The organism is Streptomyces sp. NPDC096013 (assembly GCF_044763565.1).
GTDB lineage: Bacteria > Actinomycetota > Actinomycetes > Streptomycetales > Streptomycetaceae > Streptomyces.
Genome location: NZ_JBIWGK010000004.1, coordinates 73,588 through 88,011, shown reverse-complemented (window position 1 = coordinate 88,011; position 14,424 = coordinate 73,588). Strand labels below are relative to the sequence as shown.

At 70.1% G+C, this 14,424-nt stretch carries 13 protein-coding genes; 5 read left to right on the top strand and 8 right to left on the bottom strand.

Going from position 1 to position 14,424, the window contains the following annotated elements; all coding sequences use genetic code 11:
- Positions 1-176: 176 nt before the first annotated feature.
- From ACIRB1_RS15275 to ACIRB1_RS15260, 4 genes are all read right to left on the bottom strand, one after another.
- The gene (locus ACIRB1_RS15275) at positions 177-443 is read right to left on the bottom strand and encodes a DUF4235 domain-containing protein (protein ID WP_352181649.1); all 267 of its coding nucleotides are present in this window, start codon (positions 441-443) and stop codon (positions 177-179) included.
- A gap of 11 nt (positions 444-454) precedes the next feature.
- The gene (locus tag ACIRB1_RS15270) at positions 455-883 is read right to left on the bottom strand and encodes a DUF3618 domain-containing protein (protein WP_403465852.1); all 429 of its coding nucleotides are present in this window, start codon (positions 881-883) and stop codon (positions 455-457) included.
- The gene (locus tag ACIRB1_RS15265) at positions 880-1,317 is read right to left on the bottom strand and encodes a phage holin family protein (protein WP_403465851.1); all 438 of its coding nucleotides are present in this window, start codon (positions 1,315-1,317) and stop codon (positions 880-882) included. The genes ACIRB1_RS15270 and ACIRB1_RS15265 overlap by 4 nt, the downstream gene beginning before the upstream one ends.
- A gap of 256 nt (positions 1,318-1,573) precedes the next feature.
- A complete protein-coding gene (locus tag ACIRB1_RS15260) occupies positions 1,574-1,852 on the bottom strand; it encodes a GlsB/YeaQ/YmgE family stress response membrane protein (protein ID WP_403465850.1) in 279 nt (92 codons plus the stop codon).
- A gap of 409 nt (positions 1,853-2,261) precedes the next feature.
- Between ACIRB1_RS15260 and ACIRB1_RS15255 the strand changes: the two genes are divergently transcribed.
- Together ACIRB1_RS15255 and ACIRB1_RS15250 are read left to right on the top strand one after the other, a co-directional pair.
- A complete protein-coding gene (locus ACIRB1_RS15255) occupies positions 2,262-3,572 on the top strand; it encodes an MFS transporter (RefSeq protein ID WP_403465849.1) in 1,311 nt (436 codons plus the stop codon).
- A 56-nt stretch (positions 3,573-3,628) separates the two neighbouring features.
- A complete protein-coding gene (locus ACIRB1_RS15250) occupies positions 3,629-4,222 on the top strand; it encodes a TetR/AcrR family transcriptional regulator (protein ID WP_403465848.1) in 594 nt (197 codons plus the stop codon).
- A 659-nt stretch (positions 4,223-4,881) separates the two neighbouring features.
- On the opposite strand, the gene ACIRB1_RS15245 is transcribed toward ACIRB1_RS15250, so the two are convergent.
- The 3 genes from ACIRB1_RS15245 to ACIRB1_RS15235 form a co-directional block, all read right to left on the bottom strand.
- On the bottom strand, positions 4,882-5,562 hold the full coding sequence (locus ACIRB1_RS15245) for a SecDF P1 head subdomain-containing protein (protein ID WP_403465847.1): 681 nt from the start codon (positions 5,560-5,562) through the stop codon (positions 4,882-4,884).
- Positions 5,559-6,110 (bottom strand): SigE family RNA polymerase sigma factor, encoded by a 552-nt coding sequence (locus tag ACIRB1_RS15240; protein ID WP_403465846.1) that lies wholly within the window; start codon positions 6,108-6,110, stop codon positions 5,559-5,561. The genes ACIRB1_RS15245 and ACIRB1_RS15240 overlap by 4 nt, the downstream gene beginning before the upstream one ends.
- A gap of 338 nt (positions 6,111-6,448) precedes the next feature.
- On the bottom strand, positions 6,449-7,243 hold the full coding sequence (locus ACIRB1_RS15235) for an FkbM family methyltransferase (RefSeq protein WP_403465845.1): 795 nt from the start codon (positions 7,241-7,243) through the stop codon (positions 6,449-6,451).
- 490 nt (positions 7,244-7,733) lie between these two features.
- On the opposite strand from ACIRB1_RS15235, the gene ACIRB1_RS15230 reads away from it, so the two are divergent.
- Complete coding sequence (locus ACIRB1_RS15230) at positions 7,734-9,143, top strand: diacylglycerol/lipid kinase family protein (protein ID WP_403465844.1); 1,410 nt, start codon at positions 7,734-7,736, stop codon at positions 9,141-9,143.
- Positions 9,136-9,762 (top strand): phosphatase PAP2 family protein, encoded by a 627-nt coding sequence (locus ACIRB1_RS15225; RefSeq protein ID WP_352181659.1) that lies wholly within the window; start codon positions 9,136-9,138, stop codon positions 9,760-9,762. Before ACIRB1_RS15230 ends, ACIRB1_RS15225 begins: the two co-directional genes overlap by 8 nt.
- Positions 9,763-9,934: 172 nt before the next feature.
- On the opposite strand, the gene ACIRB1_RS15220 is transcribed toward ACIRB1_RS15225, so the two are convergent.
- The gene (locus ACIRB1_RS15220) at positions 9,935-10,516 is read right to left on the bottom strand and encodes a DUF4157 domain-containing protein (RefSeq protein ID WP_403465843.1); all 582 of its coding nucleotides are present in this window, start codon (positions 10,514-10,516) and stop codon (positions 9,935-9,937) included.
- 1,043 nt (positions 10,517-11,559) lie between these two features.
- Here ACIRB1_RS15220 and ACIRB1_RS15215 point away from each other — a divergent pair.
- A complete protein-coding gene (locus ACIRB1_RS15215; RefSeq protein ID WP_403465842.1) occupies positions 11,560-14,334 on the top strand; it encodes a lectin in 2,775 nt (924 codons plus the stop codon).
- Positions 14,335-14,424 lie beyond the last annotated feature (90 nt).

Below are 14,424 nucleotides of genomic sequence, written 5' to 3'. Positions count from 1 at the left end.
CGGGGCCCGGGGGGGGGGGGGGGCGGGGGCGGGGGGGGGGGGGGGGGGGGGGGGGGGGGCGGGGGGGGGGGGCCCCCCCCGCCCCCGCTCGACACCTCTCCGGCGACGATCCGTTCAGGCCGCACCGGAAGCGCTGCGCCGGACCGTTCGGTCAGGGCGGGACGCAGCGCGGTGGGTCAGCCGGGCCAGGTACCGGTCAGGCGGCGGGTGGCCGCCGCGCCGCCTCGGTCGACGGCCGCCTTGACCCCCGCGAAGATCGCGCCTTGCAGGACGGCGGCCGTCAGCACCTCGCTCCAGCCGCGGTCCTCGTCGGTGGCGTCGGGCGCGTCCTGGTCGTTGCCGACCGTCTTCCACACCTGTTTGAACAACGCGCTGGCCGCCAGGCCGCTGAGCGCTCCGAGCGCCAGACCGACGGGTTTGTAGGCCACCTTGGAGGCTTTCATCCTGAGCCCTCCTACCTCTTCTTGCGGCGGAGCAGCACGTAGGCGGCCAGCAGAGCCGCGCCCGCGGCGATCAGAGCAGTGCGGTTGTTCCGCACGGGCTCAGGAGCGTTGTCCTGCCACACCTGCTCGGCCTGCGACGCCTTGGTCTTCAGCTGTTCGACGGCCACGGCTGCCTTGTCCTTGACCGCGTCGGGCACCTTTTCCTGGATCGCCTCCGACGCTTCGGAGGCTTTCGCCTTGGCCTGACCCGTCAGTTCCGCGGTCTTCGCCGCTGTCTGTTCCTTGAGCGCGGCGGCTTTCTCCTGCGCGCGAGCCTTGACGTCCGCCTTGTCGGCCAGGGCCTGAACGGTCTCGCCAAGCTCATGCCGGGTCTGCTCGACCTGCTCGCGCAGCTCGTCCGTGCCGGCTGCGATGGGTTCGTCGTGGGGCGGTTGCGTCATCGTTTGACACTCTCCTTGATCTCGGCCACATCGGCCTTCACGCTGTCGATGGTCTGCTCAGGGGCTGGAGGGGCCGCTTGGGCGACTTCCTTCTTCCCGGTCAGGGCCAGCACGGCGGCGGCCGAACCGAGGATGGCGGCCACGATCAGCGCGGCGGCCCAGACCGGCAACGGCACGGCCAGCGCGGCGATCCCGGCGGCGACCAGTGCCTGGAGGGCCAGGAAGCCGACCAGGCCCGCCCCGCCGAACAGGCCGCCGCCCTTGCCGTAGCGCCTGCCTTTCTCCGTCATCTCGGCCTGCGCCAGCCGCATCTCGCCGCGTATCAGCTCCGTCAGCTGCTGAGAGGCGCGCTGCACCAGCTCGCCGACCGGCTCTTCGGGGCTGCCACCGCGCCCGTTGGTACCGCCGGGCGTGTGCCTGTTTGTCTGGTCCATGATTCGCCTTTCTTCCCGGTGACGACCAAGTACCCCCGAATCGGCGAAAGTGACGTCGTGGGACAGGGCCCAACTGCACGGGTTCGCGCATCGGCGCGTAAATGCCGTCGACCGTGTCAAGAAGGTCTCGTCGACGTGCGCCCCCTCGTGGCGGTACCTCATGCTGCTCCCAGGGCTGGCCCGGACGTGCTGACGGCTCCCGTCCTGTGAGCCAGGGGGAGCCGTTCAGGTGGTGCGGGTATGTGCCGGCGGCCGGTCAGGCGTGACGGTGCGAGCGTCGGTTGCCGGTGACCAGGCGGTACAGGATGAGCAGGATGAGGGACCCGACGATCGCGGCGATCCAGGTGGAGAGGTCGAAGAACCCGTCGATGGAGTCGACGCCGAAGATCACCTTGCCGAGCCAGCCGCCGAGCAGACCGCCGACGATGCCGATGAGCATGGTGATGATGACGCCGCCCGGGTCCTTGCCCGGCATCAGGAGCTTGGCGATGGCTCCGGCAAGCAGGCCGATGATGATCCACGCGATGATTCCCATGGTGCGTCTCCGCTTCCGGTTCTTCGAACAAAGGCTGTGTCAGCCCTTCGTCTGCGCCGAACGGGCCCGAACAAACGTCCTCCCTCCGAATTGGATCGCCGCGCCGCCGCGCCCTGAACCGGCTACCGCCCTCCACCTGCGATCGCGCCTGAGCCGCGGCCAACACCGGGCCGGTCACCGGGCCGTCGGAACTTGACGTCCGCCTCCCCGGCCGCTTTATCGCGCCCACCCGGGCGCTCACGGCCCCGCTCGCCAATCTGCTCGCAGATCACCTCGCGACCACCACACCGGCCGGAACCGAGCGTGACGAGCGACGCTCACCTCTCCCGCTTGACCTGAGTAGACCTGTCTGTCTAGTGTGGGCCGCGCTAGACAGACAGGTCTACTCATGCAGGGGACGGGAATGGTCATGACGAAACTCTCGGTCGTTCCGGCGCCCACACCGGCGCGCGCGTCGGTTGCCGCGCCCGTCGACGCCGGATCAGGACCCACTGCCGTATCCGCCCGGGGTCGGCGCCTGCCGCCGAACGTGGCGTTGTACGTCCTCGCCTCGATCACCATCACGTTCCTGGCGGCCTCCAGCGCGCCGACCCCGCTCTACGCGACCTATCAGGCCGAATGGGGCTTCGACCCGATCACCACGACCGTGGTCTTCGGCGTCTACGCCGTGGCCGTGCTGCTCGGCCTGCTCACCATGGGCAAGCTCTCCGACCACGTCGGCAGACGGCCGGTGCTGCTGGCCGCGCTGGCGGCGCAGGCTGCCTCGATGGTGGTGTTCGCCACCGCCGACGGCGTGGCGGGTCTGATGGTCGCCCGGATCGTCCAGGGACTGTCGACCGGCGCCGCGCTCGGCGCGATCGGGGCGGGGATGATGGACATCGACCGCCCGCGCGGCACGATCACCAACGCGGTCGTCCCGGGGATCGGCACGGCGACCGGCGCGCTCGTCTCCGGTCTCGTCGTCCAGTTCCTGCCCGCCCCCACGCATCTGGTCTACCTGGGGCTGCTCGCGGTCTTCGTCCTCCAGGCCGTCGCCGTCGTGCTGATGGCGGAGACGGTGACCCGCAAGCCGGGGGCGCTGGCCAGCCTGGCGCCGGAGATCAAGCTGCCGCGCGCCGTACGCCGCCCGATGCTGGTGGCCGCGCCCGTACTGTTCGCCGTCTGGGCACTGGCCGGGCTGTACGGGGCGCTCGGCCCGTCCCTCGTACGGCAGCTGACCGGTTCCAGGTCCGAAGTCCTGGGCGGGCTCAGCCTGTTCGTGCTGGCGGGCGTGGCCGCCGTATCGGTGCTGGTCCTGCGGAGGGCGGCGACCCGGACGGTGATGCTCACCGGTATTCTCGCGCTGCTCGCCGGGGTGGCCCTGACCCTCGTCTCGATTCGCGACTCCTCACCCACCGGCTTCTTCGTCGGCACCGCCATCGCGGGCGTCGGCTTCGGCAGCGGCTTCCAGGGCGGCATCCGTACGGTGATGCCGCTGGCCCGGCCGCACGAGAGTTCCGGAGTGCTGTCACTGCTCTTCGTCGTCTCCTACCTGGGCATGGGGGTGCCCGCCGTGATCGCCGGGTTCCTCGTCGTCCACGCGGGCGGACTGACCGTCACCGCGCAGGAGTACGGCGTGGCCGTGATCGTCCTCGCGGCGTTCGCGTTGTTCGGGCTGCTGCGTGATGGCCGGGGCGGGACGGCGATCCCGCCGGGCGAGCGCCTGGACGGCAACACCTGAGGAGCGGCCCCGGCCGGGGCATAATGTAGACAGATCTGTCTGAAGGAGTGACCGTCATGGCGAGCGTCCAGAGCACCGCCAAGCCGTCGGCACGTGAGCGCCTGCTCGCCGCCGCGAACGAGCTGTTCTACGCCGAGGGCGTGCAGACCGTCGGGATCGACCGGGTCATCGAGCACGCGGGCGTGGCCAAGGCGTCGCTGTACAACACCTTCGGCGGCAAGGAGCAGCTCGTCCGGGCGTACCTCGACACCCGGCACGCGGGCACCGCCGACCGGATCACCCGAGCCGTCGCGGAGCGCGACACGCCCCGCGAGAAGATGCTGGCGGTCTTCGAGTCCCAGGGGCGGCAGTTCGAACGCCCCGACTTCCACGGCTGCGCCTTCGTCCGCGCCGGCGCCGAGGCCACCCCCGGCGGACTGGTCGAGGAAGCGGCGGACGCCTTCCGCGGCTGGATGCGCGAACTCTTCACCCGGCTCGCCGCCGAGGCCGGCGCCACCGACCCCGACACCCTGGGCCACCAGCTCCACATCCTCTACGACGGCGCCGGCATCTCCGCCCTCATGGACCACGACTCCAGCGAGGCCGTGGCCGCGACCACCCGCGCTGCGGCCAACGCCCTGATCACGGCGGCGACGGGCGCATCCGCCTGAGCAGGGACCGCGCCCGGCGTGAACCAAAGGCGCACCAGAGCGATGGGCGAGGTGTCGGTGGAGCGGGCTCGGAAGACACACCGGGCCGCCGGCTCAGGTCGGGCTCGACCAGGGGACGGTAGGACGCAGGCCGCCGGGCCGACCTCCGCACCGGGCTGCGGGGATCGCCCGGCAGCCCGTCGGCCTTGGACTGGTCTCGCCGGTGGTGGTGCGGAGCACGCGCGACGCGACCTCACCTCGGCGGCCAGGTGGCCCCGCCGAGCCACTTCCGGCCCGTGCCCTCCCTTCCCGTACCCGCCCAAGCAGCGCGGCCACGACAAGCGGCTGCGCGACAACGCCCGAGCGCTTCGCCGGAACCCCGGCTTCCGTCCGCGGAACCCGGCTTTTTCAACCACGCCGTGCGGCAAAGGGGTTGCGAGCCACACGGGTGCTCGACGCGTCCGTGCCATGCGGCTGCGCGACCGTAGACGGTCCGCGGGTAGGGGAACTCGGTGGAAGATCGCGTGGACGGTGATCGTGCCCCCGCTATCGACCGGTTCCGGGCCCGCGACGCGCAGCCCCAGAGCCGAGACAGCCCGCGACCGCCGCACGAGCGGTGGAACCCGTCGGCGGCCCACGCGGCGTCCGAGAGCAGGAGCCCCTGTGACGCGGACGGCGGCCTACTCCCCGGTTCCCATGCGGAGGGCCAGGTCGTGGGCGGAAGCGCTGGTGAGGTCGGCGATGGAGAAGTGGCCCTTGGTGAGGGGGGCGGCGATGAGGACGATGTTCCGGAGTCTGCCGTCGATGACGACGGCCAGTTCGTTGTGCGGCGGGGAGGCCGTGGCAAGGGTGTCGGTGAGGTCGGTGAGGCGGGTCCGGTCGGTGGGGCTGAGGGTCAGGTCGACCTCCCAGCCGGCGGGGCCGTTGAGGGCCTTGGCGGAGACGGCCCGGACGCCGGTCATGCCGTTGGCGCGGTCGACGTGGACGCAGGATGCCTGGCTGGTCATGCTCGTGGGCACGGGGTAGCCGTCGCTGCCGGAGGCGCAGGTGTGATCCGTCCGCGAAGTGATCGGCAGGAGGGAGAACCGGGTCGACTTCTCAGCGTTCCCCGTACTTCCTACGGAGGGCCGCTGCGGGTGCGCGTGCAAGGTCGCCCCGTCCGCGACGGCGACCGCCACGGTGGCGATGACGGCGGCGGCGATGACACCGGCCCCGGAGCGGGCCAGCCGCCGGCGTCGCCGGGCGACTCGCAACGCGTCGTCCGCCAGGCCCGCCAGGAAGGGATCGGCAGCGTCACTCCCGCCCTCCTGGACATGGGCGTGCAGGGCATCGTGCAAGGGATGCGTGCTCGGGTGGTTCATGCGCCGGCGCTCCTTCCGGAGGCAGGGGAGGGGGACGCCGGAGTCGATGACCCCGTCACGGCGAAGGCGGCTCGGAGGGAGGCCAGGGCTTTGTGGGTCTGGCTGCGGACGGTGCCCTGGGCGATGCCCAGGATGTCGGCGATCTCGGCGTCCGGCAGGTCCTCGAAGTAGCGCAGCACGATCACCGCGCGCTGACGTTTGGGGAGTTGTCGCAGGGCGGTCATGATGTCGTGGCGCTGGACCACGGTGTCGGCCCAGTCGGCGGCCTGCGTGGGCGAGTCCGGGAGTCTGTCGGTGACCGTCTCCCTGCCCCAACTGAGCAGCCGGAAGCGGTCTATCTGGGCGTGGTAGATCACCCGCCGGACATAGGTCTCCGGTTGCTGCCGGTCGCGCAGCCGCGACCAGCGCCGGGCCGTGGACGCGAGCGCGGTCTGGAGCAGGTCACGGGCCTGCTCCCAGTCACCGGTCAGCAGGTACGTGGTTTGCAGCAGCGATCTCGACCGCGCCGCCACGAATTCGCGGAACTCGCGTTCATCGTCGGCGTTCAAAGTGCCCTCCCTTGTTCCCCCGTAAAGACGGGTGGGGAAGGGGATTCGACTGCCCTGTCGGCCCGACTTTCTCGATGACGACGTCGGCGGCGGCCGATGAGGTCTCTCCCGCGGTAAGGATCATCGGATGCGGAGAGACGAGCAGCAGCCATCCGTGCCGCGCGGTGATTGGTCGCTCGGCGTGGCACAGGAGTCGTAGCCCGGAGGCGTCGAAGTACCCGATCGGGGCCAGGTCGATGACGACGGTGCGCCCCGGAGCGGCCGGCGTCGGCGTCGAGACCGGTCGGCCTCTCGGTGTCAGCCGTCGGCAACGCCGTGAGTGTGGGGTGCCAGGTTGGTCAGGGCCTGACCGCGAACACCATGCCGATGTCGCCGGCCCGCTGTACCGAGTCCTGCTCGGTGTGGACCGTGAAGCCGTGTGCGAGGAGGACCTCGCGGACCGTGTCGCGGTTCTGCTGCCAGCGCTCCACTTCGACGACGGCCTGGCGGACCAGCGGCCAATGCCGTTCCTCGATACCTCTGAGCACCTCGAGTTCGGCTCCTTCCACGTCGACCTTGAGCAGGTCGACGCGGTCGATGCCCAGTTCGTCGAGCACACCTGACAAGGGCCTGACCTTCACCCGGTGCGTCTCGAGCCGTCGCAACACCCGGAGCTTGCGGCTGATGAGAAGGGTGAGGACAGGGGTGGGTACCCGGCGAAGGACCGGTCCCAGGCCGCCCTTGCGGATCATCTCGACAACGCTGGCGGTGACCCGGCGGCGTTCATCCTCGATGTTGCCCTGATCCCGTGAGGAGGACGAGAAGATCGTGGCGGCCGGAATGTAGCTGAAATCGAGTTCGTCGTCGTGGGACGCCAGGCCGTAGGGGAGCGCGGTCAGACGGCCGTTGAAGAACTCACGGGCATTCCGATCGAGTGTCGCGTGGAGGGCCGGCATCGGCTCGAAGGCGTAGATCCGCACGTCTCCATCCAGCCGTTCATACACGGCGGCCGAGAACACACCGATGTTGGCGCCCACGTCGAGTACCGTCCCGCCCGGCGTGCACTCGATGCCGTGGGCGAAGTAGCCGTCCACCTCTTCGCGGAGGAAGGACGCCTCCCAACGGTTCACGCTGTGCAGTTCCATCGCACTCATGGCCATGACAAGGTGATCTATCAGGGTTGAAGCCAACAATCCAGTCCGCACGCACTCTTTGCTTCGGCCGCGCCCCGACCCACAGAGCGCCGGGAGCGCGCGCCTTGTCGGGGGCCGGACCCCGGGGAGACGTCGTATGCGCTCGATCCGGCGGGGCAACGCGTCGGAGCGGGTGTCCGGCAGGGGCGGCGCGACCCGGTCTGTATTCTTGATCCACTCCGCGACGCGTGTCGCCGAGGCTCGGTCGATCACCTATCGGCGTGAGGAGACGGGGTGGCGGACAGGGACAATGAGGTCGGGAAACGCCGGATTCGCGGTTGCGGGGCAGATGAGGTCGCGCTTCGCAGGCCCCGTCCTCGAAGGAGCGAGGACGCACCCCGGACAGACCGCGTACCGTCCCATGCACCGACAGGAACCGCCGGAGTGACGGGCAGACGGAGTGCCCGCCGTGCCGGCGAGCGTCCGCCTCAGCCATGACCGGGAAGCGACAGTGAACGAGACCGGAACGACGCGCGAGACGGAACGACAGAGACCCGACACCGGGCTCGGCTGGGCGCGAGCCCTGGCCCGCCTCGCCCTGCTGTGCATCGCGGGAGCGGTGGCCGCGGTGGTGGTCGGCACGAACCATTGGTTCATCCTCCTGCTGGGCCTGGCGGGCCTCGGATTGGCCGCCGCGGGCCTGTGGTGGGCGCTGGCGCACCGCGGAATCGCCCGGTTCCTCGGTGCCCTGCTGGCGATCACCGCACCCGTCGGCGTCATGGTGCTGTACGCCGTGTCCGGGCTGTGGCTGGTCGCGGTCATCGCCCTCGCTGCGTGGACGGCCGCGCTCGGCTGCGCGAGGAGTGCCCTGCGCCGACTGCGCAAGCCGCACGGCATGCACACCCGCACGGTGCGCGCGCCCCGGCGGGCCGTGCTCATCATGAATCCGAAATCCGGTGGCGGGAAGGTCGGGCAGTACGGACTCGTGGAGCGGGCCGAGGCACTGGGCGCACGGGTGATCCTGCTCGACCTCGACACCAATCCGGACCCCGTGGCACTGGCCCGGCAGGCCGTCGCCGAGGGAGCGGACCTGCTCGGTGTGGCAGGCGGCGACGGCACCCAGGCCCTTGTGGCAGGAGTGGCCGCCGAACACGGTCTGCCGTTCATGGTCGTGACAGCCGGTACCCGCAACCACTTCGCCATGGACCTCGGACTGGACCGGGACGATCCGGCGAACAGCCTGGAGGCGCTCTCGGACGGCGTGGAGCTCCGCGTCGACCTCGGAGACATCTCCGGCCGACCGTTCGTCAACACCGCGTCGTTCGGTACCTACGCGCACATCGTGCAGAGCCCCGACTACCGCGACGCCAAGGCGGCCACCGCGCTCGACCAGTTGCCGGACCTGCTGGCGGGCGAAGCGGGCGCCGAACTCAGTGCCCGTACCGACGAAGAGCGGTTGGAGGCCCCACAGGCGGTGCTGGTCAGCAACAACCCCTACGCACGGGCCGACCCCCTGACCGGTGGCCGCAGGGAACGGCTCGACACGGGTGTGCTCGGCGTGATCGCGGTCCGGGTCGGGGGCGCGGTACAAGCCGCCGAACTGGCGCTGCTGGGCGAGCGGGCCAGCGGCATCACGACCCTGACGTCCCGCCGCGTCGTCGTCGAGGCCGACGAGGAAGTCATCCCGGTGGCCGTGGACGGCGAGGCGCTCCTCCTGCCCCCGCCCGTGGTGTGCACGATACGGCCGGGCGCGCTGCGAGTGCGCGTGCCGCGGGAACGTCCGGGGGCACCGTATGTCGCACCGGCCGTCGACTGGTACCGCGTCGTACGCCTCGCCTTCGACCGGTCGCCCTACGACCGGAAGAGCCACGACCTATCAACCCCCGCACCCGACAAGGACCAGGAGCAGAGCGATGATTGACCACCACCCTCGGCAGCAACGAGTACCGGAGGGCCTGTTGCGCGATCTCGCCAGCCTCGACCGGGTCCTCTACGAGGCCGTGACGGTCACCAGCACACCCACGCTCGACTCGGCGCTGCGCCGGCTGTCCGCCGCGGCCGATCACTCCAAGATCTCTCTCGTGATCGCCGCCACCCTGGCACTGCGCCCCGGCCGCTCCCGCCGTGCCGCGGTCCTCGGCGTCGCGGCGATCGGCGTCGCGTCCACCACGGCCAACCTGCTCGGCAAGCGTCTCGTACGGCGGCCACGCCCGCACCGCGCCGCGGACTCGCCCTTCCCGGGCCGGCATGTCCCCATGCCCGCATCCGCCTCGTTCCCCTCCGGCCACACGGCCTCCGCCGTCGCCTTCGCCGCGGCGGTCGGACCCGTGTTCCCGGCCGCAACGGTCCCTCTCGGCCTCCTGGCCTGCGCTGTGGGCTACTCACGTGTTCACACCGGGGTCCACTACCCGGGCGACGTCATCGCCGGCGCCGTACTCGGAACGGGCGCTGCCGCCGCCGTCCTCGCGACGGCCGCACACTGGGACGGCCCCAGCCGCGGCGTCGCCGGCTGGTTGACCCGCGGTTCTTCGACAGGCTGACGGTCCGTTGCCCGGGCGCTTGGGCGTCCGGGCGGCAGACATCTCCCGGGTGACCTCGCGGAGTACGCGGTGCGCTGTGCGGCGGAGCGACTGGAGAAGCCCGAACTGGAGCGGCCTGACCATGCCCGTGATGAGCTCCACCACCGCACCCGTCCTGCGCATCATGCGCCGCCTACTGCTCCCTCTCCGGCGCGTCGGCAGTGGCCCGTTGTACCGGGGGCGGACTGCTCATGACCTGATCGGCCTTCGCGTCCGCGCGGCGTTCACCGTCGTCATTCGGGTGGGAAATCTGCACCCCCGCGCCGTTGTCCGTACCCGGTACCGACCCCTTCTGCTGGTCCTCCACGTGGGCCAGTTCATGAGCCCAGGTGTGCGTGTTCATGTCGCCGCCGTCCACGATGTGACGACCGCTCACGAACGCCTTGGCGTCCAGTGCCGCCGCCGCCTCGCGGGCCACCGTGTTGTCGTGAACGACCACCCCGCTGAAGTCGGCTCCTCCGAACCGGTCCTCCAGTTCACTGCGCAGACCGCTTTCCATCGGTTTACCCGGTGACGCCAGTGCCCGTTCGACAGCCGCCCGCTGCACCTGGGCGTGCTGGAGGGGATCGTTCTCCTGCCGGTCGGCGGAGCCCGAGGCGAAGCGTTGCAGATGCCGGATCCAGGCCCCCGTCAGCGGTGCCGCACCGGGCCGAGCGGAGGATGTGCCCCGTGCCTGATTCGCCGCGCGGGAATGGTCGTGAGCGAAGGATTGCACGGGACCTCCTGCATGTACCAACAGCGGTGTCCTTACACAGTTATCACCGCCACGGCGCGCATGGCTTGCCCGTAGGTGCACATCTCGGGGCACGCTTACGTCTTCTCCCGGCCCCGCGAACCCATCGCCGCTCCACAGGGTGAGAGTTCGACCGCGCCGGGTTGCCCTCCCGGTACACACCTCCATGCACCGTCAGCGGATGGCGCGGAACGCGCGACAGGGCAACGCCAAGGAAGGCAGACTTGGCTCGCTTCACGTATCGAGAAGGAAGTGGTGGATGTCTGACGAGCCGGAGCGCGAGGCGGCGGAGACATTCCGCAGGGAGCCTGGGGAAGGGAATGCCCGGGCGGCCGTGAGCCGGAGGATTGCGCAGACCGCACCCGATAGCGCCGTGCTCGGCCAACTCGCGCATCTCCAGGGCACAGCGGGGAACGCCGCCGTCGGGCGGCTTCTGACGCCGCCGACGGCGGAATAGCACCACGGAGGCGGCGGAGCCGTGCGGCCACGCGGAACTCCGCTTCACCGCCAGCTGCCAACTCCCCTTCAGGGATGCGTACCTCGGGCGGTCTCCTGCGACCGACCGTCCCGTCCGAGGTCAGTGGGGACGGCGGGTGCAGGCGGTTCCGGCGAACGCGCGGGCCGCCACGGCGAATCGCGTCCGGTGGGGTGAGCGGCTGCGTCCTGTGGTTCGGACAGGGGCCGGTGCGGTGCGGTGCCGAACAGATACAGCTACGGCCTGTCGGTGCCGATGTACCCGTCCGTCCGTCCGCGTCGCACGTGAGCCCGGGGTCCTTGCGCAAGTCGTTGACATGACCCTGCCGTGTAGCTAGCTTCACGAACAGTTCTCGCCCGCGCTTCAGGGGCCCTGTCCGCGAATCCGCATCGCCAGGCGCCTTGTCCCGATGGTGCGACAACGTTGTCCAACTCGCCTGCTGCTCAAGGGAGTTCCGAGCTTCACGGGAAGACAACGTTGTCAGCTTCCAGGTTCAGCTCCACCTCCACCTCCACGTCCAGCTCCCGCTTCCGAGTAGAGGAGAAACCCCGTGACACGACTGTCGAGACCTCCAGGTACGGCCGCGATCGGTTTGTTCGCGGCCGCGGCGCTGGCCATGGCCGGGCTGTGCGCACCCGCGTGGGCGGCCGGAAAGGCGGCGCTTGTCGCGTCGCCGGCCGCCGTGGTCAACCCGTTCATCGGCACGTCGAACGAGGCCAACGACTTCCCCGGGGCCGATGTGCCGTTCGGCATGGTGCAGTGGAGCCCCGACACGACGTCGCGGCCTCCCGGCGGCGGCTACGAGTACAACGACTCGTCCATCACCGGCTTCAGCCTCACTCACATCGCCGGGCCGGGCTGCGGCGCGGCCGGCGACATACCGGTGCTGCCAACGGTCGGTACGGTCAACACCGGCGCCACCGACGCGTTCTCGCACGCCAACGAATCGGCGTCCGCGGGCTCGTACAAGGTCGGGCTGAACAACCAGGTGACCACCGAACTGACCACAACGGCCCGCAGCGGGATGGCGCGCTTCACCTTCCCCTCGACCAGCCAGGCCAACCTGATCTTCAAGCTGACGGGCAGTCAGAACGGGGCCTCCTCGACGCAGTTCACCAAGGTCTCGAACACCGAGGTGAGCGGACAGGTCACCAGCGGTCGCTTCTGCGGCGCCGGAAACACGTACACCGTGTACTTCGACATGGTCTTCGACCAGCCGTTCGCCTCTCAGGGAAGCTCGGTCGCCAAGACGTCGGCCGCCACCCCCGCGAAGCCCCGCACGGCGTCCAAGAACGCGGCCGAGCAGCCCAACAAGCCCGTGCTCCACGGAAAGACGCCCACCGCCGCGGCCCCGAAGACCACCAAGGACAGCGCCTCGCCGCAGGCCGGCGCCTCGAACGGCTACGTCACCTTCAACACCACGAGCAACCCGGTGGTGCAGGCCAAGGTCGGCGTCTCCTACGTCTCGGTGGCCAACGCGACCGCCAACCGGGCCGCGGAGAACACCGGGTGGGACTTCAACGCGACCCGCACCGCCGCCGAGGACGCCTGGAACAGCGCGCTGGGCAAGATACAGATCGCGGGCGGAACCGCCGCGCAGCAGCAGACCTTCTACACCGCGCTCTACCACTCACTCCTGCACCCGAACGTCATCAGCGACACCAACGGCCAGTACTACGGCTTCGACGGCAGGACGCACACCGTGGACGCCGGCCACAAGGCCGTCTACGCCAACTACTCCGGCTGGGACATCTACCGCTCGCAGGCGCAACTCGAAGCCCTGGTCGCACCCCAAGTCGCCTCGGACACGGCACAGTCGATGGTCGACGACTACGCCCAGACCGGGATCTTCCCCAAGTGGTCCGAGAACAACGGCGAGTCGTACGTGATGGTCGGAGACCCCGCGGACGGCATCATCGCCGACTACTACGCCTTCGGCGCCCGGGACTTCGACACCACGACCGCCCTCGCGGACATGGTCAAGCAGGCGAGCACGACCAACAACGACCGGCCGGGCCTCAACTACCTGAACTCACCCGGGTACATGCCGCACGACGGCAGCTATGGCTGCTGCAACTTCTACGGCCCCGTGGCCACCACGCTGGAGTACAACACCGCCGACTTCGCGCTCTCCGCGATGGCCGGGGCGCTCGGCGACACCGGCAACCAGAAGACGTACGCCAATCGCGCCCAGGACTGGCGCAACGTCCTCAACCCGGCCTCCGGCTTCGTCGAGCCGCGCAACGCGAGTGGTTCCTGGACCGGCGGCTTCGACCCCACGAGCGGCACCGACATGGTCGAGGCAGACTCCTGGATCTACACCGGGATGATCCCCTTCAACATCGGCGGGCTCGCGCGCGCCAAGGGCGGCAACACGGCGATGAGCCACTACCTGGACACCGTGCTGCGCAGCTACACGGGCGACAACGGGTACGCGTGGGTCGGCAACGAACCCAGCATCGAACTGCCGTGGGAGTACGACTACATCGGGCAGCCCTACAAGACGCAGGGCACCGTACGGGCCATCCAGCAGCAGATCTGGGGAAACGCCCCCGGCGGGCTGGCCGACGGCAACGACGACCTCGGCGCGATGAGCGCGTGGTACGTGTGGTCCGCGCTCGGCATGTTCCCCGAGACCCCCGGCACATCCGATCTCGCCCTGGGCTCCCCTGTGTTCACGCAGGCCGTGATCACCCTGCCGTCGGGCAAGACGCTCACGATCAACGGCAACGGCGCCGCCGACAACGCCCCCTACGTCCAGTCCGCGACATGGAACGGCTCCGCCTGGAACAACGCCTACGCCCCCACGTCGGCGATCACCGCAGGCGGCACCCTGACCTACACGCTCGGCACCGGCGCCAACACCTCCTGGGCGACGGCCGCGTCCGCCGCTCCGCCCTCCTACGCCGGTGACACCACAGCTCCGGCGTCACCCCGTATCGGCCCCATCACCTCGGCGGTTGCGTCCAACCTGTGTGTGGACGACGCGAATTCCTCCACCACCGACGGCAGCCACGTCCAGATCTGGACCTGCAACAGCACCTACGCCCAGGACTGGATCGTCGCCGGCGACGGAACGGTGCGGACTCTGGGCAAATGCCTGGACGCCGACCACAGCGGGACCACCAACGGCACCCTGGTCCAGCTCTGGACGTGCAACGGCAGCGGCGCCCAGCAGTGGACCGCGGGCGCCAACGGCTCCTTGACCAACCCCCAGTCCAAGCTGTGCCTGGACGACCCCAACTCCACGACGACGACCGGTACCCAACTCCAGCTCTACACCTGCAACGCCTCGGCGGCCCAGAACTGGAAACTGCCGTCCTGAGCACAGATCCGGGGCGCCCGGCAGCACCGGGCGCCCCGGCCGTCCGGCCTGGGCAGTGACCATCCCTGACTACCGACTGCCCGGATCGGA

Excerpts from the sequence above, each read along its gene's own strand:
- ACIRB1_RS15275 (WP_352181649.1), bottom strand. The coding sequence starts at position 443 with ATGAAAGCCTCCAAGGTGGCCTACAAACCCGTCGGTCTGGCGCTCGGA.
- ACIRB1_RS15270 (WP_403465852.1), bottom strand. The coding sequence starts at position 883 with ATGACGCAACCGCCCCACGACGAACCCATCGCAGCCGGCACGGACGAG.
- ACIRB1_RS15265 (WP_403465851.1), bottom strand. The coding sequence starts at position 1,317 with ATGGACCAGACAAACAGGCACACGCCCGGCGGTACCAACGGGCGCGGT.
- ACIRB1_RS15260 (WP_403465850.1), bottom strand. The coding sequence starts at position 1,852 with ATGGGAATCATCGCGTGGATCATCATCGGCCTGCTTGCCGGAGCCATC.
- ACIRB1_RS15255 (WP_403465849.1), top strand. The coding sequence starts at position 2,262 with ATGACGAAACTCTCGGTCGTTCCGGCGCCCACACCGGCGCGCGCGTCG.
- ACIRB1_RS15250 (WP_403465848.1), top strand. The coding sequence starts at position 3,629 with ATGGCGAGCGTCCAGAGCACCGCCAAGCCGTCGGCACGTGAGCGCCTG.
- ACIRB1_RS15245 (WP_403465847.1), bottom strand. The coding sequence starts at position 5,562 with ATGAACCACCCGAGCACGCATCCCTTGCACGATGCCCTGCACGCCCAT.
- ACIRB1_RS15235 (WP_403465845.1), bottom strand. The coding sequence starts at position 7,243 with ATGAGTGCGATGGAACTGCACAGCGTGAACCGTTGGGAGGCGTCCTTC.
- ACIRB1_RS15225 (WP_352181659.1), top strand. The coding sequence starts at position 9,136 with ATGATTGACCACCACCCTCGGCAGCAACGAGTACCGGAGGGCCTGTTG.